At 61.3% G+C, this 19408-nt stretch carries 22 protein-coding genes; 4 read left to right on the forward strand and 18 right to left on the reverse strand.

The genetic code is table 11. The features are described 5' to 3' along the window. Positions 1–4: 4 nt before the first annotated feature. The 7 genes from ACA069_RS12695 to paaA form a co-directional block, all read right to left on the reverse strand. Positions 5–1651 carry a cation acetate symporter gene (locus tag ACA069_RS12695; RefSeq protein ID WP_489880904.1) on the reverse strand — a complete coding sequence of 549 codons (1647 nt, stop codon included), beginning with the start codon at positions 1649–1651 and terminating at the stop codon, positions 5–7. After that, positions 1648–1956: a DUF485 domain-containing protein gene (locus tag ACA069_RS12700; RefSeq protein WP_401265278.1), complete on the reverse strand. Its 309-nt coding sequence runs from the start codon at positions 1954–1956 to the stop codon at positions 1648–1650. Before ACA069_RS12700 ends, ACA069_RS12695 begins: the two co-directional genes overlap by 4 nt. Before the next feature lie 165 nt (positions 1957–2121). After that, the gene (paaE, locus tag ACA069_RS12705) at positions 2122–3198 is read right to left on the reverse strand and encodes a 1,2-phenylacetyl-CoA epoxidase subunit PaaE (protein ID WP_497617799.1); all 1077 of its coding nucleotides are present in this window, start codon (positions 3196–3198) and stop codon (positions 2122–2124) included. Between the two features lie 30 nt (positions 3199–3228). Continuing rightward, on the reverse strand, positions 3229–3762 hold the full coding sequence (gene paaD, locus ACA069_RS12710) for a 1,2-phenylacetyl-CoA epoxidase subunit PaaD (protein ID WP_497617801.1): 534 nt from the start codon (positions 3760–3762) through the stop codon (positions 3229–3231). Next, on the reverse strand, positions 3749–4510 hold the full coding sequence (gene paaC, locus ACA069_RS12715) for a 1,2-phenylacetyl-CoA epoxidase subunit PaaC (protein ID WP_497617803.1): 762 nt from the start codon (positions 4508–4510) through the stop codon (positions 3749–3751). The genes paaD and paaC overlap by 14 nt, the downstream gene beginning before the upstream one ends. Positions 4511–4518: 8 nt before the next feature. Continuing rightward, complete coding sequence (paaB, locus tag ACA069_RS12720) at positions 4519–4800, reverse strand: 1,2-phenylacetyl-CoA epoxidase subunit PaaB (RefSeq protein ID WP_401265268.1); 282 nt, start codon at positions 4798–4800, stop codon at positions 4519–4521. Between the two features lie 27 nt (positions 4801–4827). Next, complete coding sequence (paaA, locus tag ACA069_RS12725) at positions 4828–5817, reverse strand: 1,2-phenylacetyl-CoA epoxidase subunit PaaA (RefSeq protein ID WP_497617805.1); 990 nt, start codon at positions 5815–5817, stop codon at positions 4828–4830. A gap of 235 nt (positions 5818–6052) precedes the next feature. Between paaA and ACA069_RS12730 the strand changes: the two genes are divergently transcribed. Continuing rightward, positions 6053–6571 carry a hypothetical protein gene (locus ACA069_RS12730; RefSeq protein ID WP_497617806.1) on the forward strand — a complete coding sequence of 173 codons (519 nt, stop codon included), beginning with the start codon at positions 6053–6055 and terminating at the stop codon, positions 6569–6571. Positions 6572–6613: 42 nt separating this feature from the next. Here ACA069_RS12730 and paaK read toward each other — a convergent pair whose 3' ends face one another. The 6 genes from paaK to paaF form a co-directional block, all read right to left on the reverse strand. Then, on the reverse strand, positions 6614–7939 hold the full coding sequence (gene paaK, locus ACA069_RS12735) for a phenylacetate--CoA ligase PaaK (RefSeq protein WP_497617807.1): 1326 nt from the start codon (positions 7937–7939) through the stop codon (positions 6614–6616). Between the two features lie 99 nt (positions 7940–8038). After that, positions 8039–9250, reverse strand: coding sequence for a 3-oxoadipyl-CoA thiolase (gene pcaF / locus ACA069_RS12740; RefSeq protein WP_497617808.1), 1212 nt, complete (start codon positions 9248–9250; stop codon positions 8039–8041). Further along, positions 9243–9692, reverse strand: coding sequence for a hydroxyphenylacetyl-CoA thioesterase PaaI (paaI, locus tag ACA069_RS12745; protein WP_401265257.1), 450 nt, complete (start codon positions 9690–9692; stop codon positions 9243–9245). The genes pcaF and paaI overlap by 8 nt, the downstream gene beginning before the upstream one ends. Beyond that, a complete protein-coding gene (gene paaH / locus ACA069_RS12750) occupies positions 9679–11193 on the reverse strand; it encodes a 3-hydroxyacyl-CoA dehydrogenase PaaH (RefSeq protein WP_497617810.1) in 1515 nt (504 codons plus the stop codon). The genes paaI and paaH overlap by 14 nt, the downstream gene beginning before the upstream one ends. Positions 11194–11195: 2 nt before the next feature. Continuing rightward, positions 11196–11987, reverse strand: a complete 792-nt coding sequence (gene paaG / locus ACA069_RS12755; RefSeq protein WP_497617811.1) for a 2-(1,2-epoxy-1,2-dihydrophenyl)acetyl-CoA isomerase PaaG — start codon at positions 11985–11987, stop codon at positions 11196–11198. A gap of 33 nt (positions 11988–12020) precedes the next feature. Beyond that, positions 12021–12791, reverse strand: coding sequence for a 2,3-dehydroadipyl-CoA hydratase PaaF (paaF, locus tag ACA069_RS12760; protein ID WP_497617812.1), 771 nt, complete (start codon positions 12789–12791; stop codon positions 12021–12023). A 370-nt stretch (positions 12792–13161) separates the two neighbouring features. On the opposite strand from paaF, the gene paaY reads away from it, so the two are divergent. The 3 genes from paaY to feaR all read left to right on the forward strand — a co-directional run bounded on the left by paaY (position 13162) and on the right by feaR (position 15736). After that, the gene (paaY, locus tag ACA069_RS12765; RefSeq protein WP_497617814.1) at positions 13162–13758 is read left to right on the forward strand and encodes a phenylacetic acid degradation protein PaaY; all 597 of its coding nucleotides are present in this window, start codon (positions 13162–13164) and stop codon (positions 13756–13758) included. Positions 13759–13813: 55 nt separating this feature from the next. Then, a complete protein-coding gene (gene paaX / locus ACA069_RS12770) occupies positions 13814–14737 on the forward strand; it encodes a phenylacetic acid degradation operon negative regulatory protein PaaX (protein WP_305443021.1) in 924 nt (307 codons plus the stop codon). An 84-nt stretch (positions 14738–14821) separates the two neighbouring features. Next, positions 14822–15736, forward strand: coding sequence for a transcriptional regulator FeaR (gene feaR, locus ACA069_RS12775; RefSeq protein WP_497617815.1), 915 nt, complete (start codon positions 14822–14824; stop codon positions 15734–15736). Positions 15737–15739: 3 nt separating this feature from the next. On the opposite strand, the gene ACA069_RS12780 is transcribed toward feaR, so the two are convergent. The 5 genes from ACA069_RS12780 to ACA069_RS12800 form a co-directional block, all read right to left on the reverse strand. Then, positions 15740–16261, reverse strand: coding sequence for a c-type cytochrome (locus ACA069_RS12780; protein WP_489880892.1), 522 nt, complete (start codon positions 16259–16261; stop codon positions 15740–15742). Between the two features lie 143 nt (positions 16262–16404). Next, entirely contained in the window at positions 16405–16926 is a 522-nt protein-coding gene (locus tag ACA069_RS12785) for a methylamine dehydrogenase light chain (protein ID WP_401265240.1), read from the reverse strand. A gap of 14 nt (positions 16927–16940) precedes the next feature. Next, positions 16941–17561: a methylamine dehydrogenase accessory protein MauD gene (mauD, locus tag ACA069_RS12790; protein WP_401265237.1), complete on the reverse strand. Its 621-nt coding sequence runs from the start codon at positions 17559–17561 to the stop codon at positions 16941–16943. 3 nt (positions 17562–17564) lie between these two features. Next, positions 17565–18104: a MauE/DoxX family redox-associated membrane protein gene (locus tag ACA069_RS12795; RefSeq protein WP_401265234.1), complete on the reverse strand. Its 540-nt coding sequence runs from the start codon at positions 18102–18104 to the stop codon at positions 17565–17567. A gap of 12 nt (positions 18105–18116) precedes the next feature. Beyond that, positions 18117–19265 (reverse strand): amine dehydrogenase large subunit, encoded by a 1149-nt coding sequence (locus ACA069_RS12800; protein ID WP_497617816.1) that lies wholly within the window; start codon positions 19263–19265, stop codon positions 18117–18119. Positions 19266–19408: the final 143 nt, after the last annotated feature.

The raw sequence follows: 19408 nt of genomic DNA on the forward strand, positions 1-19408 counted from the left end.
AGAGTCAGTGTTGGCTGGCACCGGCCGCGCCGATGCCGGTCATCGAACGGATGAACTGCGCCAGATAACGGCCGCGCTCAAGGGCTGCGCGGGGCGAGCGGTCGGTGACCGAGAACAGCCAGGCGCTGAAAAACGCCAGGCTCATGGAAAACAGCGCCGGGTTGGAGTACGGGAACAGCGCTTGCGGGTGATGCAGGACGTTGACCCACACCGCCGGACTCAGGATCAGCAGCACAATGGCCGAGACCAGCCCCGCCAAACTGCCGATCACCGCACCGCGTGTGGTCAGGCCTTTCCAGAACATCGAAAGGAACAGCACCGGGAAATTCACCGAGGCAGCAATGGCTAACACCAGTCCGGAGAGGAAGGCGATGTTCTGCGACTCGAACAACAAACCGAGGACGATGGCGAGCACGCCGATGCACAGGGTGGCGATGCGCGAGACGCGGATTTCTTCCTTCTCGCTGGCCTGACCCTTGCGCATCACGCAGGCGTACAAGTCGTGCGACACCGCCGAGGCACCGGACAGCGCGAGGCCGGCGACCACCGCCAGAATCGTCGCGAACGCCACCGCCGAAATGAAGCCGAGGAACAGGTTGCCACCCACCGCTTGCGCCAGATGCACGGCGACCATATTGCCGCCACCGATGATCGCGCCGCTGGCGTCGCGAAAGGACGGATCCGTGCCGACCATGACGATGGAACCGAAACCGACAACGATCAGCAGCAGGTAAAAGTAGCCGATGAAACCGGTGGCGTAGAACACGCTTTTACGCGCCTGTTTCGCATCGCTGACGGTGAAGAAACGCATAAGAATGTGCGGCAACCCGGCGGTGCCGAACATCATGCCCAGACCCAGAGAAATCGCATCGATCGGGTTCGACAGCAACCCGCCCGGCGCCATGATCGCCGTGCCTTTGGCGTGTACGGCGGTGGCGCCGGCGAACATCGCTTCAAAGCTGAAGCCGAAGTGCTTGAGCACCATGAAGGCCATGAACGTGGTGCCGAACAGCAGCATCACCGCTTTGATGATCTGCACCCACGTGGTGGCGAGCATGCCGCCGAAGGTCACGTAGAACACCATCAGCACACCGACCAATACCACCGCGTAGAGGTAGTCGATGCCAAACAGCAACTCGATCAGTTTGCCGGCGCCGACCATCTGCGCCACCAGGTACATCAACGCCACTGTCAGGGTGCCGAAGGCCGAGGTCAGGCGCACCGGGATTTGTTCGAGGCGATACGAAACGACGTCGGCAAAGGTGTATTTGCCGAGATTGCGCAGGCGTTCGGCGATCAGGAACAGGATGATCGGCCAGCCAGCCAACACGCCCAAGGCGTAGAGCAAGCCGTCGTAACCGTTGAGGAACATCATCGCCGAGATGCCCAGAAACGAAGCGGCGGAGATCATGTCGCCGGCAATCGCCAGACCGTTCTGGAAACCGGTCATGCCGCCACCAGCGGTATAGAAATCGCTGGTCGAGCGGGTGCGCAGCGCGGCCCAACGGGTCACGCCGAGGGTGAACAGGACGAACACCATGAACATGCCGATGGCGTTCCAGTTCAATGGGCGGGTACTCGTTTCGGCAGCGAGGGCAAGGTCCGTGACCAGCACGCCGGGGAGCAGGAAAAACGCGGCCAGACGTTTCATCGTGCGCACTCCTGCTTGAGCTTTTCGTTGAGCGGATCGATCACATTGTTGGCGCGATAGACGTAGAAACCGGTCAGGGCAAAGGCCAGCAGCACCACACCGACACCGACCAGCATGCCCACGGTGGTCACGCCGCCGCTGAGGGATTGGCCCAATGTGGCAGGGGAAAACGCCACCAGCAGGACGAAGCCGTAATAGATCACCAGCATCAATGCGGTCAGCGACCAGTAAAGGCGCTGTTTGCGGCGGACCAGCAGAATGAAGTCGGGGTGTTGGCGGATCAATTCGACGTCTTCGGGGCTCATGATCGTTTCCTTGTTTGTTGTTTTTGTTTTGGGTGGAACAGGGCAGACACACCGCCCCACTGTAGGAGTGAGCCTGCTCGCGATAGCGGTGTTTCAGGCGACATTGATGTTGAGTTTGATGGCCTCATCGCGAGCAGGCTCACTCCTACAGGTGTTGTGTTGGTCTCAGAACTGGTCGAAATCGAGCACAACCTTGTCGCTCACCGGATACGCCTGGCACGACAGCACATACCCGGCCGCCACTTCGTAGTCCTCCAGGGCATGGTTGCTGTCCATGTCGACTTCGCCTTCGATGACCTTGCACTTGCAGGTCGAGCACACCCCGGCCTTGCACGAATAGGGCAGCTCAAGACCTTGGGCGTTACCAGCGTCGAGCAGGCTCTGGCTGTTGCGCGGCAAGTCGAAGGCCACGGCGCGGCCGTCGCTGATGACGGTGATCTGGCTGGTGCCTGCGTCCAGCACTTGCGCGGCCTGACGGGCTTCGCGTTTCTGTTGGCTGCCGGCGGCGGCGAACAATTCGAAGTGGATGCGCTCGGCGCCCATGCCCTTGGCCTTGAGGCTGTCGCGCACGGTTTCAGTCATCTCTTGCGGGCCACAGATGAACGCGGCATCAAGGGCTTTGACGTCGAGCCAGCGGCTGAACAGTTGCTCGCATTTCTGCGCGTCGATGCGGCCGTTGTAGAGGTCGACATCCTGCTGCTCGCGGCTGAACACAAAAATCAGGTTCAGGCGTTGCAGGTAACGATTCTTCAGGTCTTCGAGCTGTTCGCGGAACAATGCGCCGGAGCTGGAACGGTTGCCGTATAGCAGGGTGACGCGGCTGTGCGGCTCGGTTTCCAGGGTGGTCTTGATGATCGACAGAATCGGCGTGATGCCGCTGCCGGCGGCCACCGCCAGATAGTTGCCGTGGCGTGCCGGATCCAGTTCTACGTGGAAATGCCCGGCCGGCGGCATCACTTCCAGGGTGTGCCCGGCCTGCAACTGCTCGTTGGCGAACGCCGAGAAGCGCCCGCCCGCCACGCGTTTGATTGCAATGCGCAGTTCACCGTCGTTGACCCCGGTGCAGATCGAATACGAACGACGCACTTCTTCGCCATCCATCTGCGTGCGCATCACCAGATGCTGGCCCTGGGTGAACTGAAAGCTGTCCTGCAAGTGCTGGGGAATGTCGAAAGCGATGGACACGGCGTCACGGGTTTCGCTGCGCACTTCCTTGATGGTCAGGCTATGGAATTTGCTCATTATTGTTCTCCCGACACGGCATTCGGCCGCTCAGATGCACTTGAAATAGTCGAAGGGCTCGCGGCAATCGCAGCAGCGGTACAAGGCTTTGCACGCGGTGGAACCGAACTCGCTGAGCACTTCGGTGTGGACGCTGCCGCATTGCGGGCACAGCACCGTCGGGCTTTCGCCGAGCAGCGTGCGTTTGCTGGCGCTGCCGTCCGGCGGGGCGATGCCGTAGGCGCGCAAGCGTTCGCGGCCATCGGCGGTAATCCAGTCGGTGGACCAGGCCGGGGTCAACTTGCGCTCCAGTCGTGGCGCGCTGAAACCGGCGTGTTCCAGTGCGGCGCGGATGTCGTCCTCGATCACTTCGGTGGCCGGGCAGCCGGAATAAGTTGGCGTGACCACCACGTGCAGATGCCCGGCCTGCCAATCGAGGTCGCGGACGATCCCGAGGTCGACCACGCTGACCACCGGCACTTCCGGGTCCATGACCTCGGCCAGGGTCGCCCAGGCCTTGTCCAGATCACCGCTCAGCGCTGGTCGGGCGCCGCGATCGCTGGTGATCAGCTCACCAGGTTGCATCGGGGTACGCTCGGGGCAGGAACTGCATTTCCGCCAGCAAAATGCCCAGGTGTTCGCTGTGCAGACCGCGACGGGCATTCAGGTAGAAATAGCTCGGCGCCGTCGGGACGGGCAGGGTGGCGCGGGCGAACACGGCACTGACCGTTGCTTGCCATTGCGCGGCGACAGTGGCGATGTCCGGGCTGATGCCGGCCGCGCACAGACGCTGTTCGCTGTCGTCGGCGGCGATCAGTTCGATGGTGAAACGCCAGACTTCCGGGATCGCCGTGAGCATGCGTTGATGGCTTTCTTCAGTGCCGTCGCCCATACGCTCGATCCACTCGCCGGAGCGGCGCAGGTGATAGGTGACTTCCTTGACCGCTTTGGCGGCGATCCCGGCAATGCGTTCGTCACTGGACTGGCTCAAGCCCTGCAACACCGGCAGGTGCCAGGCGTCGTAGAGGAATTGCTTGAGCATGGTCACCGCGTAGTCGCCATTCGGTTGTTCGACCAGCAGCAGGTTGCGATAGGCGCGCTCATCGCGACGGAACGCCAGGTGATCAGCGTCACGGCCGTCGTCCAACAGCTCGGCAGCGTATTCCAGCCAGTTTCGCGCCTGACCAACGAGGTCGAGGCCGACGTTCATCAGCGCCAATTCTTCTTCCAGTGCCGGGGCCTTGCCGCACCATTGGCACAGACGCTGGCCCTGGATCAGGGCGCTGTCGCCGAGGCGCAGCAGGTATTCGATCAGATCGGTTTTATCGTTCATGGTCGACCTCACATGTGTCCGACTTCGGCCGGCAGTTCGTAGAAACTGGCGTGGCGGTAAACCTTGTCGTCAGAGGGATCGAACAGCGGGTCTTTTTCATCCGGCGACGAAGCGGTGATCAGCGCTGAAGGCACCACCCACAGACTCACGCCTTCGCTGCGGCGGGTGTAGAGCTCGCGGGCGTTCTCGATGGCCATGGTGGTATCGGCGGCATGTACGCTACCGACGTGTTTATGGTTGAGGCCGTGCTTGCTACGCACGAAAACTTCGAAAAGGGTCCACTGGGACATGTCATTCACTCCACATCAGATGGCCGATCAAGCGGCGTTCTTGTTCTGTTTTTTACGAGCGTGGGCGACCGCGGCTTCGCGGACCCATGCACCGTCTTCAATGGCTTTGCGGCGGGTGGCGACGCGCTCCTGATTGCACGGGCCGTTGCCCTTGAGCACTTCGTAGAACTCGCTCCACTGGATCTCGCCGAAGTCGTAATGACCGCGCTCGGCGTTCCACTTCAAGTCCGGATCGGGGCAGGTGCAGCCGAGCAGTTCCAGTTGCGGGATGGTCTGGTCGATGAAGCGCTGGCGCAGTTCGTCGTTGCTCTGGCGCTTGATCTTCCAGGCCATCGACTGCGCGCTGTTCGGTGAGTGTTCGTCGCTCGGGCCGAACATCATCAGCGCCGGCCACCACAGACGATTGATCGCGTCCTGAACCATGTCTTTTTGCGCCTGATTGCCGTGGCGCATCATGGTCAGAAGAATTTCGTAGCCCTGGCGCTGGTGGAAACTCTCTTCCTTGCAGATCCGCACCATGGCCCGGGAGTAGGGGCCATACGAGGTGCGCTGCAACACCACCTGATTGACGATCGCCGCGCCATCGACCAGCCAGCCTACCGCGCCCATGTCGGCCCAGTTCAGCGTCGGGTAATTGAAGATGCTCGAATACTTGGCCTTGCCGCTGTGCAGCTTGGCGATCTCTTCGTCGCGATCAGCGCCGAGGGTTTCCATGGCGCTGTACAGATACAGGCCGTGACCAGCCTCGTCCTGAATCTTCGCCATCAATTGCAGTTTGCGTTTGAGCGACGGCGCACGGGTCACCCAGTTGCCTTCCGGCAGCATGCCGACGATCTCGGAGTGGGCGTGCTGGGAAATCTGCCGGATCAGCGTCTGGCGATACGCATCTGGCATCCAGTTCTTGGCTTCGATCTTGGTTTCTGAATCGATTTTTTCCTGAAAGGCGCGTTCCTCATCGGACATCTCCGAAAGGTCCTTGATGCGTTTGACGCCTGTTTCTACGAGCTGTGCGTACATTCTTGTTCTCCTGCCTCGGTTTTTTCGAAGGCATGTTCGAGGGCATGGAGAACTTTATAAGTGATACGGAAATTAATATCAAACACAAAATAACGTGTCGTATATTTTTGTGTATCGCTTCCGATCAGTGGTGAAGGGATGTTTTCTGGACAGGGTGATGGTCGCTCAGTAGCATTTGCGCCCTACGGATCTCTCCCATGCGCGTTGTTCGGCGTGGATCTCTCAAGGAATCGATATGAGCGACGTTCCCCGTGACGACAAACCCAAAGTGTTTACGCTGATAAACGGCGAAATACGCGAAAGCCAAATCAGTTTCAGCTCGGTTTCGGGCCTTGATGGTGAAATTCGCGTGCATACCGTTGAGGGCGACCGAATTGACGTGCAGGTGCCTGGAGCGAACTTCGCCCTGCGCTTCGATCTGGATGGGGTGCAGAAGGTGCCGGCGGCGGTCGAGCGCGAGCCGGCGGAAGACAAAAAGAAGTCCGCAGAACAGCCGCTGACACCGTTCAACTGGAAAACGTTGCTCATCACCTTCGTGCTGTGGAACGTCGTTGGTGTTGTGATTTCTGGTGTGGTGGGCTTGTTTGTCGCCTTGCTGTATTTCGGCTATCAGTGGCGCGAAGCGGCCAAGCGCAAGAAACAGCTGGCCGATGAGTTGGCGCCAGAGACGACTGAGGTGAAGGCGCAAGCGCAGGAAACCGGTTCGAAAATGTCCCGAGAGCGCGTACGCAAAGCGTTGTCCCGCAAACGCTGAGCGGCGAAGGCCTTGCGCCTTCGCCGCTTCTTAAGGGCCGAATCAGCCCTTGGCGCGCTTATCAATCACATGGCACGCCTTGCCTTCCGAACGCTTGATCGAGAACGGCGGCTGCAGCAATACCCGTGAACTGATCCCGATGTACGTTTTGATGTGCCGACTCAGTTCGCCGCACAAGGCCTTCTGCTGCTCGTCACTCAGGCCCTGATGCTCGGCCTTGAGTTCGACGTGGACATCGACGCTGTCCAGATTGCCGTTGCGATACAGGTGAATCTCGTAGGACTCGGACAGCTGTTTGATCTTCAGCACCTGTTCTTCAACTTGAGTCGGGAACACGTTGACGCCACGGATGATCAGCATGTCGTCGCTGCGCCCGGTGATCTTGTCGATGCGGCGCATCGGGCGTGCGGTGCCGGGCAGCAGGCGGGTGAGGTCGCGGGTGCGATAGCGGATCATCGGCAGGGCTTCTTTGCTCAGCGAGGTGAACACCAGTTCGCCCATCTGCCCGTCCGGCAACACTTCGCCGGTAATCGGATCGATGATTTCCGGGTAGAAATGGTCTTCCCAGATCGTCGGGCCGTCGCGGGTTTCCGCGCATTCCATGGCCACGCCCGGGCCCATGATTTCCGAGAGGCCGTAGATGTCGAGGGCGGTGATGCCCAGGCGTGCTTCGATGGCGCTGCGCAGTTCAGCGGTCCATGGTTCGGCGCCGAAGATACCCAGGCGCAGGGCCAGTTTGTGCGGGTCGATGCCTTGGCGTTCGATCTCGTCGGCGATGTTGAGCATGTACGACGGCGTGACCATGATGATGTCGGGCTGGAAATCCTTGATCAGTTGCACTTGTTTTTCGGTCTGGCCGCCGGACATCGGGATCACCGTGCAGCCCAGACGCTCGGCTCCGTAGTGCGCGCCCAGACCGCCGGTGAACAGGCCATAGCCATAGGAAATATGCACCTTATCGCCGCGTCGACCGCCACCAGCGCGGATCGAACGGGCAACGATGTTGGCCCAGGTGTCGATGTCGTTCTGGGTGTAACCAACCACCGTCGGTTTGCCGGTGGTCCCGCTGGAGGCGTGCAGACGCACGACGTCATGCATCGGCACGGCAAACATGCCGTAGGGGTAGTTGTCGCGCAGATCGGATTTGGTGGTGAACGGAAACTGCGCCAGATCGTCCAGCGAACGAATGTCGTCCGGGTGTACGCCTAGCGCGTCGAAGCGTTGGCGGTACAGCGGCACGTTGTTGTACGCGTGGTTGAGGCTCCAGCGCAGGCGTTCGAGTTGATGCTGGCGCAATTGATCGACGCTGGCGGTTTCCAGCGGATCCAGTTCAGGGTTGAGCACGGCTTGGGCAATTGGCATGTTCATGACTTCACTCGAATTATTTTTGTGTTTCAGCCCCGTGCTTGCGGGGCGCTGAGTGCATGCCCCAAGGATACCGCTCGGCACCTCGGGAATCGCGGTTCTTTAGTCGGACAAGCGTTCGATCACCAACGCAATGCCCTGGCCGACGCCGATACACATGGTGCACAGCGCATAACGGCCACTACGTTCTTCCAGTTCATGCAGGGCAGTGGTGACCAGTCGTGCGCCACTCATGCCCAGCGGATGACCGAGGGCGATGGCGCCGCCGTTCGGGTTGACCCGCGGATCGTCGTCGCCCAGACCCAGCTCACGCAGCACTGCCAAGCCCTGGGCGGCGAAGGCTTCGTTGAGCTCGATAACGTCCATATCGGCAAGACTCAGGTTGGCCAGTTCCAGCACTTTGCGCGTGGCTGGCACCGGGCCGATGCCCATGATTCGTGGTTCGACCCCGGCGGTGGCCATCGCCACCACACGGCCACGGGCCTTCAAGCCGTAGCGCTGGGCGGTTTGTGCATTGGTCAGCAGCAGGGCGCAGGCGCCGTCGTTGACCCCGGACGCGTTGCCGGCGGTGACGCTGCCACCTTCACGGAATGGCGTACCGAGTTTTTGCAGTTGTTCAAGCGTGGTGTCGCCGCGCGGGTGCTCGTCGTGCTCGACCACTTTGGCCGGGCCTTTGCGCTGCGCGATTGCCACGGCGACGATCTCTTTGGCCAGACGTCCATTGGCCTGCGCCGCTGAAGCGCGCTGTTGGCTACGCAGGGCGAAGGCGTCCTGATCAGCACGGGAAATGTTGAACTGTTCGGCGACGTTCTCGGCGGTCTCCGGCATCGAGTCGATCCCGTAGGCTTTCTTCATCAAGGGATTGACGAAACGCCAGCCGATGGTGGTATCGAACAGCTCCGCCGAACGCGAAAACGCAGTGTCAGCCTTGCCCATCACCAACGGCGCGCGGGACATCGATTCGACACCGCCGACCAGCATCAATCCTGCTTCACCGGTGCGAATCGCCCGCGCGGCAGTGCCGATGGCATCCAGACCGGAGCCGCACAAACGGTTGAGCGTGGTGCCCGGCACGCTGACCGGCAGCCCGGCCAGCAGCGCCGACATACGCGCGACGTTGCGGTTGTCTTCGCCGGCCTGATTGGCGCAGCCGTAGATCACATCGTCGACTTGATTCCAGTCCACTTGCGGGTGGCGGCGCAGCAATTCACGCAGCGGCACGGCACCGAGGTCGTCGGCGCGCACGCTGCTCAAGGCTCCGGCGTAGCGCCCGATCGGGGTGCGGACGGCGTCGATGATCAGAGCGTCATTCATGGGGAATCTCCTGCGCCAGCACCGTGCCGCGCACTTTGTAGGATTTGCCGTGGAACAGGGCGATCAACTGGCCCTGCTGGTTTTCGATGCGAACGTCGTAATTGCCGGTGCGGCCCGAGCGCGATTGTTCGGTGCAGCGTGCGGTCAGGGTGTCGCCCAAGTGGGCAGGGGCGATGTAATCGATGCTGCAACCGATCGCCACAGTGGCGTCGTTGTAGCTGTTGCAGGCAAAGGCGAACGCCGAGTCGGCGAGGGCGAACAGAAAACCTCCGTGGCAGGTGCCGTGGCCCTGGATCATGTCGGCGCGCACGCCCATGCCGAGGGTGCAACTGCCGGGCGCGGCGCTGATCAGGCGAATGCCCATGCCCTGAGTGGCGGCGTCACGCTCGAGCATCGTTTGCGCGCAGCGACTGGCGAGGCTCATGGCTTCAAGGCTGGTCATGAAATGTGCTCCCTTCGGCGACTTTGCGGCGCAACAGCAGCGATGGCCGGTAGCGCTCTTCGCCGTAAGTGGCTTGCAGGTTGTCGAGGACGCGGGTGATCTGCGCGAGTCCGATTCGGTCAGCCCAGGCCAGTGGGCCTTGCGGATAATTGACGCCGGCGCGCATCGCCAGATCGATATCCGCGGCCGTGGCGACGTCGTGCAGCACGGTGTCGGCAGCTTCGTTGGCGAGCATGGCGACGGTGCGCAACACGGCCAGCCCCGGTGTGTCGCTGAGCAGGCTGACGTGCAGGCCGGCGCGTTGCAGCAGGGCGACGCCTTGATCGCGAGCGCTGTCGCTGATGTCCGCCGAACAACTGATGGCGATGCGTTTGGCTGTGGCGTAATCGAAGGCCAGATCGATCAGGATCAGGTTGCGCAGGCCGTCTTCATTGGCGCGTTGGCTGGCCATGCGGCCGTCGCTCAGGGCCAGGATGGCGTCGCCGACTCTCAGCAAGCCGCTGCCGTCACGCTGGGTGACGTTGGTTTTCAGGCGCGGGATCAAGTCGTTCAGGGCGCCCAAATCGCCTTCCACCACGCAGTTGTCGACAATCGCATCGCTGCTTATGGATTGCGCGTCAGGACGCTGCGCACCCTCGCTGTAGTCGTAGAAACCACGACCGCTTTTGCGCCCGAAGCGTCCGGCATCCACCAGTTCCTGTTGGATCAGCGACGGTTGAAAACGGGTGTCGCCGTAATAGGCGTCGAACACCGAACAGGTCACCGCATAATTCACATCGTGGCCGATCAGGTCGGTGAGTTCGAACGCGCCCATGGCGAAGCCGCCGGCGTCACGCATCATTGCATCAAGGGTGGCGCAATCGGCGGCGCCTTCCTGCAACAGGCGCAGGCTTTCGGCGTAGAACGGCCGCGCCACACGGTTGACGATAAAACCCGGCGTCGAGCGGGTGTGTACCGGTTGTTTGCCCCAGGCTTTTGCCGTGTCAAACAAGGTGCTGGCGAGCGCGGGATCGCTGGCCAGACCGGAGACGATTTCCACCAGCGGCATCACGGGCGCGGGGTTGAAAAAGTGCAGGCCGAGCAAGCGCTCCGGGCGTTTCAGGCCGGCGGCGATGCGCGTGATCGACAGCGAAGAGGTGTTGCTGGCGAGGATGCAGTGTTCGCCGCACAGGCTTTCCAACTGAGCGAAGAGTGCGTGTTTGACCTCAAGGTTTTCGACAATCGCTTCGATGATCAGCGTGCAGTCGGCCAGCGCTTCGATGGCCTCTACGGCTTGTAAACGAGCAATGATTGCTGCTCGTTCGGTGGGGGCAAGTTTGCCTTTCTCGACGCGTTTGCCGAGTTGTCGGTCAATGCCATCAATGGCTTTAGCAGCCGCGCCCGGACGGTTGTCCAGCAGCAGCACTGGATGCCCGGCCTGCGCGGCGACCTGAGCGATGCCGGCGCCCATTGCGCCGGCACCGATTACGGCGATTTGTGCGTTGCGGTTGAGAGCGTTCATGTTCAGCGACCCTTGAACGCAGGTGTGCGTTTGTCCATGAATGCGCTGACGCCTTCGCGGTAATCCTCGCTGCGCCCGGCCAGGCGTTGCAGATCGCGCTCAAGCTCCAGTTGTTCGTCAAAGGTGTTGCTGAGGCTGGCATTGAGGCTGCGTTTGATCAGCGCCAGACCGTAAGTCGGTTGCGTGGCCAAGTGACGGGCGAGGGTCAGGGCTTCGTCGCGCAACTGAGCATCGTCAACGCAGCGATAGATCAAACCCCATTGCTCGGCTTGTTCGGCGCTCAAGCGATTGCCAAGCAGGGCCAAAGCCTTGGCGCGGGCCATGCCGACCAGTCGTGGCAAGGTCCAGGTGCCGCCGGAATCCGGGATCAGACCGATTTTGCAAAACGCCTGAATAAAACTCGCAGAACGCGCCGCCAGCACCAGATCGCAGGCCAGCGGAATGTTCGCCCCGGCCCCGGCTGCCACGCCGTTGACTGCGCAAATCACCGGCATCGGCAGATCACGCAACTGGCGAATCAGCGGGTTATAGAAGGTCTCGATGGACACGCCCAGATCCGGCGCCTCATTGCCCGGCGCCACATTGCGGTCGCTCAGGTCTTGCCCGGCACAGAAGCCGCGACCTTCGCCGGTCAGTAGCAGCACGCGCACTTCAGGGGTCTGCCGCACCTGCTTCAGCGCTTCTTTGACTTCCAGGTGCATGGCGGTGTTGAAGCTGTTTAGCTGCTCGGGCCGGTTGAGGCTGAGCAAGGCGACGCCGGCCTCGATGGAAAACAGGATGTGTTCGAAGTTCATGGGCAGGGTTCTCCGGGAGGTCGTTCGATTCGGTTACTGGCCGCGAAACTGCGGCGCTCGTTTGTCCTGAAAGGCGCGGATGCCTTCATCGCGATCGGCGGTACCGGCCAGCAACGTGAAGGCATGGCGCTCGAAACGCAGGCCGCTGGCCAGATCGGTGTCCATCGCCTTGAGCAGCGCTTCCTTGGCCAGACGCACGGCCAGCGGTGCCTTGGCGGCGATGGCGTGGGCGATCTGCAGGGCGCGTTCGACGGTGAATTCCGGTTGGGTGATTTCGCTGACCAGGCCTGCGCGCAGGGCGTGGCGGGCGTCGATGGCCTCGCCGGTCAAAACCATTTGCATCGCCAGTGACTTGCCGACCGCACGCAACAAGCGTTGGGTACCGCCCGCGCCGGGCATGATTCCGAGGTTGATTTCCGGCTGGCCGAAACGCGCGTCTTCGCCGGCAATCAGGATGTCGGCGTGCATTGCCAACTCGCAGCCGCCGCCGAGGGCGAAGCCGTTGACGGCGGCGATCAGCGGTTTGCTGAAGCGGGTGATGATTTGCCATGAGGCCTGGCGCGGGTCGTTGAGGATGCCGACCAGATCGCGCTCGGCCATTTCCTTGATGTCGGCGCCGGCGGCAAAGGCTTTGCGGCTGCCGGTCAGGACTACGGCGCGGGTATTCGGGTCGGCCTCAGCGATGCTCAGTTCGGCGGCGAGTTCGCCGAGCAGTTCGGTATTGAGGGCATTCAACGCCTGCGGACGTTGCAGGGTGATCAGGCGCACAGCTTGCAGCTGTTCAACGGCCAGGGTTTGAGGCATGGCAAAGGCCCTCACGGTGTGCGCTCGGCTGCTGCCGGCTTGTTGTTGGTTCGACGTCGGGCGTCGGTTTTGCCGAAGTATAGACTTAACGTGATACGCAAAAGCAACAATGAAATGCTATTAATGTGTCTCAAATAGAATTTCGTCCGATCTATCACTTTCTGGTTTAGCTCGTTTCGTATTAATCAAATTATTGATAAATAACGAATAAATACTAGATTGTTTAAGGGTTTACGGGCGACAAGCGGTGGCTCTATAAAGCGATACGCTTTTACAGCTTTTATGTCGTGAAACGATGTGATACAAAACAAGCCTGTTTGCGCATCGCTTTGCGTATCTCACTGCACAACGTCCGGCAAAGGAGCCTGCGATGACCTGTTACAGCCTTGATGGACTGACTCCGGTGGTCGACCCAACCGCCTATGTGCATCCGTCCGCCGTGCTGATCGGCGATGTGATCATCGGGCCGCACTGTTACGTCGGGCCGCTGGCGAGTTTGCGTGGCGACTTCGGCCGCATCGTTCTGGAAGATGGCGCCAACCTGCAGGACACCTGCGTGATGCACGGCTTTCCCGACAGCGACACCGTGGTCGAACGCAACGGCCACATCGGCCACGGCGCGGTGTTGCACGGTTGCCGGATCGGCGCCGATGCACTGGTGGGCATGAATGCAGTAGTGATGGACAACGCGCGGATCGGAGCACGGTCGTTCGTGTCGGCAGCGGCGTTTGTGAAGGCAGGGTTCGAATGCCCCGAGCAGTCGCTGGTGATGGGCGCGCCGGCCAGTATCAAGCGTGAACTCAGCGACCAGGAAGTGGCGTGGAAGCAGGCCGGTACGCGTGAGTATCAGGAACTGGCCCAGCGTTGCCTGACGCAGATGCGAGTCTGCGAACCGTTGAGCGAGCCAGAGCCGAATCGGCCACGGATCAGCGACAGCGGATTGCGGCCCAAGAACAGTTCACTATGAACACCACCCGTTTCGATTCGGTATATTCCTTTCTTTTTTTCAACCCGGTACGCCCATGTCATCCCTGACACCTTTGAACCATCTGATTACCCGCTTCCAGGAGCAGACGCCGATCCGCGCCAGTTCCTTGATCATCACGCTGTACGGGGATGCCATCGAACCCCACGGCGGCACGGTGTGGCTGGGCAGTCTGATTCAGTTGCTGGAGCCGATCGGCATCAACGAGCGCCTGATCCGTACCTCAATCTTTCGTCTGACCAAGGAAGGCTGGCTGACCGCCGAGAAAGTCGGCCGGCGCAGTTATTACAGCCTCACCGGCACTGGCCGGCGGCGTTTCGATAAAGCCTTCAAACGGGTTTACAGCTCAACCGTGCCGGCGTGGGACGGTTCGTGGTGCCTGGCGATGCTCACGCAGTTGAGCCAGGACAAGCGCAAGCAGGTGCGCGAAGAGCTCGAATGGCAAGGTTTTGGTGCGATTTCCCCGGCGGTGCTGGCGTGCCCACGCAGTGATCGCGCGGACGTCAACGCCACGTTGCAGGACCTCGGCGCGCTGGAAGATACCATCGTTTTTGAAACCACCGCACAAGACGTGCTGGCCTCCAAAGCCCTGCGGGCGCAGGTGCGCGAGAGTTGGAGCATCGAGGAACTGGCGGCGCACTACAGCGAGTTTATCCAGTTGTTCCGACCGCTCTGGCAAGCGCTTCGCGAGCAGGAAAACCTGCTGCCGGCAGACTGTTTCATGGCACGTCTCCTGCTTATTCACGAATACCGCAAACTGCTGCTGCGCGACCCGCAACTGCCGGACGAATTGCTCCCCGGCGACTGGGAAGGTCGCGCGGCGCGGCAGTTGTGCCGCAACATTTACCGTTTGATCTACGCCAAGGCCGAAGAGTGGCTGAACACTGCGCTGGAGACTGCCGACGGGCCGTTGCCGGACGTCGGCGAGAGTTTCTATCGACGCTTTGGTGGCTTGAAATAATCGCCACAGCGAGGGAGCCGCACTGTTCAGGAAGAACGCTTGGATTGACGTAGATAATAAAAACAAGCCTGCGTGAGGCCAGACATGATTCCTTCAACTGCACAACGCCGTGACGGCTTCGATCAGTGGATCCATCAGATCAACCAGATCTGCGGCGCCTTCAACGCGCAAACCCTCGGTGCCGGTTTTACCGGGCGCATTCGTGAGTACCAGAGCGGTGCGCTCAAGCTCAGTTTTGTCGACGCCTGCCAGGCGCGGCTGTATCGCACGCCGGCGGAAATCGCCGCGGGCGAGGGCGGCAAATACTTTGCCGTGTTTCAGCTCGAAGGCTCGGCGGGCATGGCCCAGGGCGACAACAAAGCCCTGCTGTCGGCCGGGGATATCACCCTGATCGACGCCTCCCGGCCGAGCGATTTCACCTACCACGAGAACTCCCGGCAGTTGTCGCTGATTCTGCCGACTCATCTGGTGGAGAAGACCCTGCGCTTCAATCAGGTCAAGTGCGGTCACCGCATCCCGGCGAGCTCCCCGATGGCCATGCTTTCGCATCATTTGATCCTCGATGCCACCCGTCAGAAGAACCTTAGTTTGAGTGAAAGCGAAGCGACGCTGGAGGCAATTGTCAGCCTGTTGCGCCCGGCGATCAGCCAAAGCGAAGACTGCAGCGATCTGCATGAACGGATCTTCCAGAAAACCCTGGCGTGCATTGACGAGCACATTCGTTGCGAAGAACTGTGCCCGGAATGGCTGGCGCGGGAAGTCGGGATGTCGGTGCGCGGGCTGTACCGGATTTTCGCGAAGAAGGGCCTGGTGGTGGCCCGTTACATCAAGAATCGACGGCTGGACTTGTGCGCCGAATCCCTGCGTCAGTCGGGGGGCGAGCAGAAGCTGTCGGTGCTCGGTTACTCGTGGGGCTTTACCGATTCGAGCCATTTTTCCACGGCGTTCAAATCGCGCTTCGGCATTGCGCCTGGGGAGTACCGCAAGCAGCACGCTTGAGGTTCAGTCGTTCATGCCGTCATCGATTGCGATGCCTTGGGCGCGCATTTCCTTAATCAGCTGTGCTCGCGTGCCGGGCAGGTTGAGCATGGTTTCGTGGCGCAACTGCGCGACTTCGTCGGCGCTGTACGGCGGGTAATTCTTCGGCGCACTGGCACCGGCCATGCCGTCCTCGCGGAGCAGCCAGTTGAGCAGGTCGGCCAGTTGCGCGTTGTTCAGCGCGGACTGCGACATGCCGGGGACGCGCACCAGAAACTCACGGCCGCCGGGGACTTTCAGGAAGTTGCCGACAAAACCGGCCATACGCGGCGTGTCGTTGGCGGCCGAGCCTGTACCGTCGGGCAAGTGGCAACCGGCGCATTGCAGTTGGTAGTTCACGCCGACGCTGTAATTGGCCTGAGCGATGGGGGTTTGTGGCGCCTCGTTGCCCGGCGCGTGGCGTTGGTTCGGGTTGGGGATGGCGCGGGCGTAGACCGACGGTGCGGCTATCGCCAGCGCCAGACCAAGAATGAGCAAGTGACGCATGACAACTCCTTCAAAATTCACACAACACCCCTGTGGGAGCGAGCCTGCTCGCGAAGACGCCGGCACATCCAATAGAGCTGTCGCCTGAAACACCGCTTTCGCGAGCAGGCTCGCTCCCACAGGGGAAAGTTGCTGCGCTCTGGTCAGACAGCTACACCCCGAATAATCGAAACCGTGCAGTGATAGATGTGCGATTTCGCCGCCAGGCACCAGTTCACGTCGTTGTTGTTGAACGGCCGGTACGCAGGTTCTTCACTGTCATTACGTGTACACGCGCACTGCGCACAGCTCTGCTTACCGCAGCAGTCGTTGTACGAAATGATGTAGTCCTTGCCATCCGCCGGGTTGCGGCAGGTGCCGATCCAGGTCACTTGCGAGGCTTCGGTGCCCGGCGGGCACGACGTCACTGAACCGCCGCAGCAACTGCACAGAAAGCCGTCGATCGAGCAGTAGCGCCAGTAGTCGCAACTGTTCGGATCACCCGGATCGCCAGCCTTGGGATTGTCCGCCGCCAGTGCCTTGCTGGTGCGATCCAGCGGCAACAGCAGCGGCAGTGCGGCGCCGGCGACCATCAGCGAACCCATGCGCGCCAGCAGTTTGCGTCGCGACGTGGTGTCGGCCACTCGGCGGGCCGAGCGTTCGAACAACAGATCCAGAATTTTCATCAGTCTCTCCCCGCTCAGTGGCTATGGCCGTGGCTGTGGTGATGCGGCTGTGGCTGGCTGTTGAGGTAGTCCTGCAATGTCGCGCTTTGCAGGTGTTCGACCTCGAACAGGCTGTCCAGATGCTCGCGGGAATTGACCAGGCCTTTGGCGCGCAAAGTGCCGGTCTTGTCGATCAGCGCGGCGTAGGGCAGCTTGCCGATCTGATAGGTCATGCCCACTTCGGGGCCGACTACGTAGGTGACGTCGTCGAGTTTGTGTTCGCGGATCAGTGCTTGCTGGGCCTCCATGTCGCCGTCGCTGATGAACACCACGTCGAGGCGGTCAGCTTGCTGTTTAGCGATGGATTTGATCGCCGGCAACAGCGATTTGCAGATCGGGCAGGTCGGCGAGAGGAAGAACAGCAACTGGTTCTTTTCCCCGGCGTAACCGAAGTTGACCGGGCGCCCGTGGCGATCGGCGGCGGTGACTTGCGGTGCGGCTTCATTGACTGCGACGCCTTTATCGACCATCAGCGCACCGGCCGGGGCAATGCGCCCGTGCAGCACGCCAATCTGCCGCACCAGCCCCATCACCGCGAACGCCAGGGCAATCAGTAGCACCCACAGCAACACATTGGAAATCATCAGACCTTCCATAAATCACCTACCAATCAATTTGAGCAGAAGAGGGGAGTTAGCCAGCAAGCCATCAGCGGCGGCGTAGATCAGCAGCGCCACGGCACTGGCCGCGACAGTGACGAAACTGTCGAACAGATTCAGGTCGCGAACCAGCGGCGTCGCGCTGGCCAGTAGCGCCAAGGCAATCAACACTGCGTTGCGCAGCAGCAAAACCGGACGCAGCGGTTGCACCTGATCGGGCCCTGCGCAGCCGCAATCGATGTCACGACGACCGCGCCACAGATTGATGCCGATGGCCGCCGCATATAGGGCGATCAGCGCCGCCGCCACCCATGCTGCCGGGCCGCGACTGAGGGGAACCAGCAGGGCAAAAGCGATCAAAAGTTCCAGCAACGGAACCACTCGCCCAACCGGACGAACCAGCGACTCGGGCAGCAGTTGATAGTCAGCCAGTTGCCGGGCGAAGCGGGCCGGCGCGCGTAGCTTGTGGGTTGCGGCGCTGGCCAGCAGCACCGCAACCGCGAGCGCACTGGCAAGGATGAAAATCGGGTCAATCGTCATGGCGGCAACCCCTTAATAGCTCATGACCTGAGTCGCGGTTTTGGCGACTTTCGGCATGCTTGCGCTGAGCGTGTTGGTGGTCAGGTCGAAGATCTGCAAGCCGCCCTCGATATCGGCGCCAAGCAGCAGTGGTTTGTCATCACCAGTGGCTTGCAGACTCCACACCGGTTTCGGTGCTTCGAGGGTCGCGAGTTTCTTTCCGGTCTTGAGATCGAAGGCCCAGATCAACGTGCTTGGGTCTTCCCACTTCATCGCTTCGTGGGCGTCGTGCATCAGCACGTACAAGCGATCGAGCTTTGGCGCGACCGCCATCAGTTGCCAGCCACCGGGTGCCCAACCGGTTTTCTTCTCGGCGTCGTTGACCAGCGACCACGACGGCAGGATCTTCGGTGCATCGCCGGCAAAGTCGACCGGGCGCACGGTGCCGGTGGTGGTAACGAAGTAGTAGGTGTCGCCGACGTTCACCGCGCGCTCGTTGAGCTTCTCGGCGTTCGGGTCGAAGAACGGCGTGCGGCTGCGCGCGGTTTCCTGGCCTTGATCGTTGAGCGTGACCACTTGCAGGCTGCCGTCGCCGCACAACGAAGCGAAGCGACGATTGCCCACCGGGTAATTGAGCACGCAACCGGGAATCGCGATTTCGCTGCTGACGGCCCGAGCCTGGGTGTCGACCACGGTCACCGAGGTCGACGGGGTGAAGTTGTAGACGTAGACGAAACGGTCATCGCCGCTCGGTTTCAGGCCATAGCGCTGGGTCAGGGATTCGGCGCGTTTGCTCGGGATCACCACTTCCCAGGACGGCGACAGGGTCGAGGTGTCCCATGCAGTCAGCACGTCGGTGCGCGTGCCGCGAGTGCCGCGCGAATAGAACAGGTCGGCGCTGAACAGGGTTTTGCGGTCGTGGCTCAGGGCCGACGGCGCGGCAAAACCGGTGGGCACCATGCCGAGAATTCTTTTCTGGTCGGGGTCGACCACGGTGACGCGGCCCATCACGAAGTTTTCGAATTCGACGTCAACCACATAGGCGCGATGCGCCTCGGGCGGGAACGCGAGCGTGGTCTGGCCGATGGTGTCGGGCGGCAGTTCGGCGCGGGCGCTGTTCAAGCCGAGCAGCAACAGGCTCAAGCCCAGCGCTGACGGTACGGTGATCCGGTTGGTTCGCATTGAAGGGGAACTCCCTGACTGGTGCCCTGAATAGTGGGTGCCAGTGGATTTTGCCTCTGCGCAAGAATCGGGGAATTGCTGTGTCTGCCAAGTGCTTGTGTGTTTGTGCCAGTGTCGTGCGGCGCAATTGGCAGCCGCGCCAA

The organism is Pseudomonas sp. LBUM1652, from assembly GCF_059716105.1.

Excerpts from the sequence above, each read along its gene's own strand:
- ACA069_RS12695 (WP_489880904.1), bottom strand. The coding sequence starts at position 1,651 with ATGAAACGTCTGGCCGCGTTTTTCCTGCTCCCCGGCGTGCTGGTCACG.
- ACA069_RS12700 (WP_401265278.1), bottom strand. The coding sequence starts at position 1,956 with ATGAGCCCCGAAGACGTCGAATTGATCCGCCAACACCCCGACTTCATT.
- paaE (WP_497617799.1), bottom strand. The coding sequence starts at position 3,198 with ATGAGCAAATTCCATAGCCTGACCATCAAGGAAGTGCGCAGCGAAACC.
- paaD (WP_497617801.1), bottom strand. The coding sequence starts at position 3,762 with ATGCAACCTGGTGAGCTGATCACCAGCGATCGCGGCGCCCGACCAGCG.
- paaC (WP_497617803.1), bottom strand. The coding sequence starts at position 4,510 with ATGAACGATAAAACCGATCTGATCGAATACCTGCTGCGCCTCGGCGAC.
- paaB (WP_401265268.1), bottom strand. The coding sequence starts at position 4,800 with ATGTCCCAGTGGACCCTTTTCGAAGTTTTCGTGCGTAGCAAGCACGGC.
- paaA (WP_497617805.1), bottom strand. The coding sequence starts at position 5,817 with ATGTACGCACAGCTCGTAGAAACAGGCGTCAAACGCATCAAGGACCTT.
- ACA069_RS12730 (WP_497617806.1), top strand. The coding sequence starts at position 6,053 with ATGAGCGACGTTCCCCGTGACGACAAACCCAAAGTGTTTACGCTGATA.
- paaK (WP_497617807.1), bottom strand. The coding sequence starts at position 7,939 with ATGAACATGCCAATTGCCCAAGCCGTGCTCAACCCTGAACTGGATCCG.
- pcaF (WP_497617808.1), bottom strand. The coding sequence starts at position 9,250 with ATGAATGACGCTCTGATCATCGACGCCGTCCGCACCCCGATCGGGCGC.
- paaI (WP_401265257.1), bottom strand. The coding sequence starts at position 9,692 with ATGACCAGCCTTGAAGCCATGAGCCTCGCCAGTCGCTGCGCGCAAACG.
- paaH (WP_497617810.1), bottom strand. The coding sequence starts at position 11,193 with ATGAACGCTCTCAACCGCAACGCACAAATCGCCGTAATCGGTGCCGGC.
- paaG (WP_497617811.1), bottom strand. The coding sequence starts at position 11,987 with ATGAACTTCGAACACATCCTGTTTTCCATCGAGGCCGGCGTCGCCTTG.
- paaF (WP_497617812.1), bottom strand. The coding sequence starts at position 12,791 with ATGCCTCAAACCCTGGCCGTTGAACAGCTGCAAGCTGTGCGCCTGATC.
- paaY (WP_497617814.1), top strand. The coding sequence starts at position 13,162 with ATGACCTGTTACAGCCTTGATGGACTGACTCCGGTGGTCGACCCAACC.
- paaX (WP_305443021.1), top strand. The coding sequence starts at position 13,814 with ATGTCATCCCTGACACCTTTGAACCATCTGATTACCCGCTTCCAGGAG.
- feaR (WP_497617815.1), top strand. The coding sequence starts at position 14,822 with ATGATTCCTTCAACTGCACAACGCCGTGACGGCTTCGATCAGTGGATC.
- ACA069_RS12780 (WP_489880892.1), bottom strand. The coding sequence starts at position 16,261 with ATGCGTCACTTGCTCATTCTTGGTCTGGCGCTGGCGATAGCCGCACCG.
- ACA069_RS12785 (WP_401265240.1), bottom strand. The coding sequence starts at position 16,926 with ATGAAAATTCTGGATCTGTTGTTCGAACGCTCGGCCCGCCGAGTGGCC.
- mauD (WP_401265237.1), bottom strand. The coding sequence starts at position 17,561 with ATGGAAGGTCTGATGATTTCCAATGTGTTGCTGTGGGTGCTACTGATT.
- ACA069_RS12795 (WP_401265234.1), bottom strand. The coding sequence starts at position 18,104 with ATGACGATTGACCCGATTTTCATCCTTGCCAGTGCGCTCGCGGTTGCG.
- ACA069_RS12800 (WP_497617816.1), bottom strand. The coding sequence starts at position 19,265 with ATGCGAACCAACCGGATCACCGTACCGTCAGCGCTGGGCTTGAGCCTG.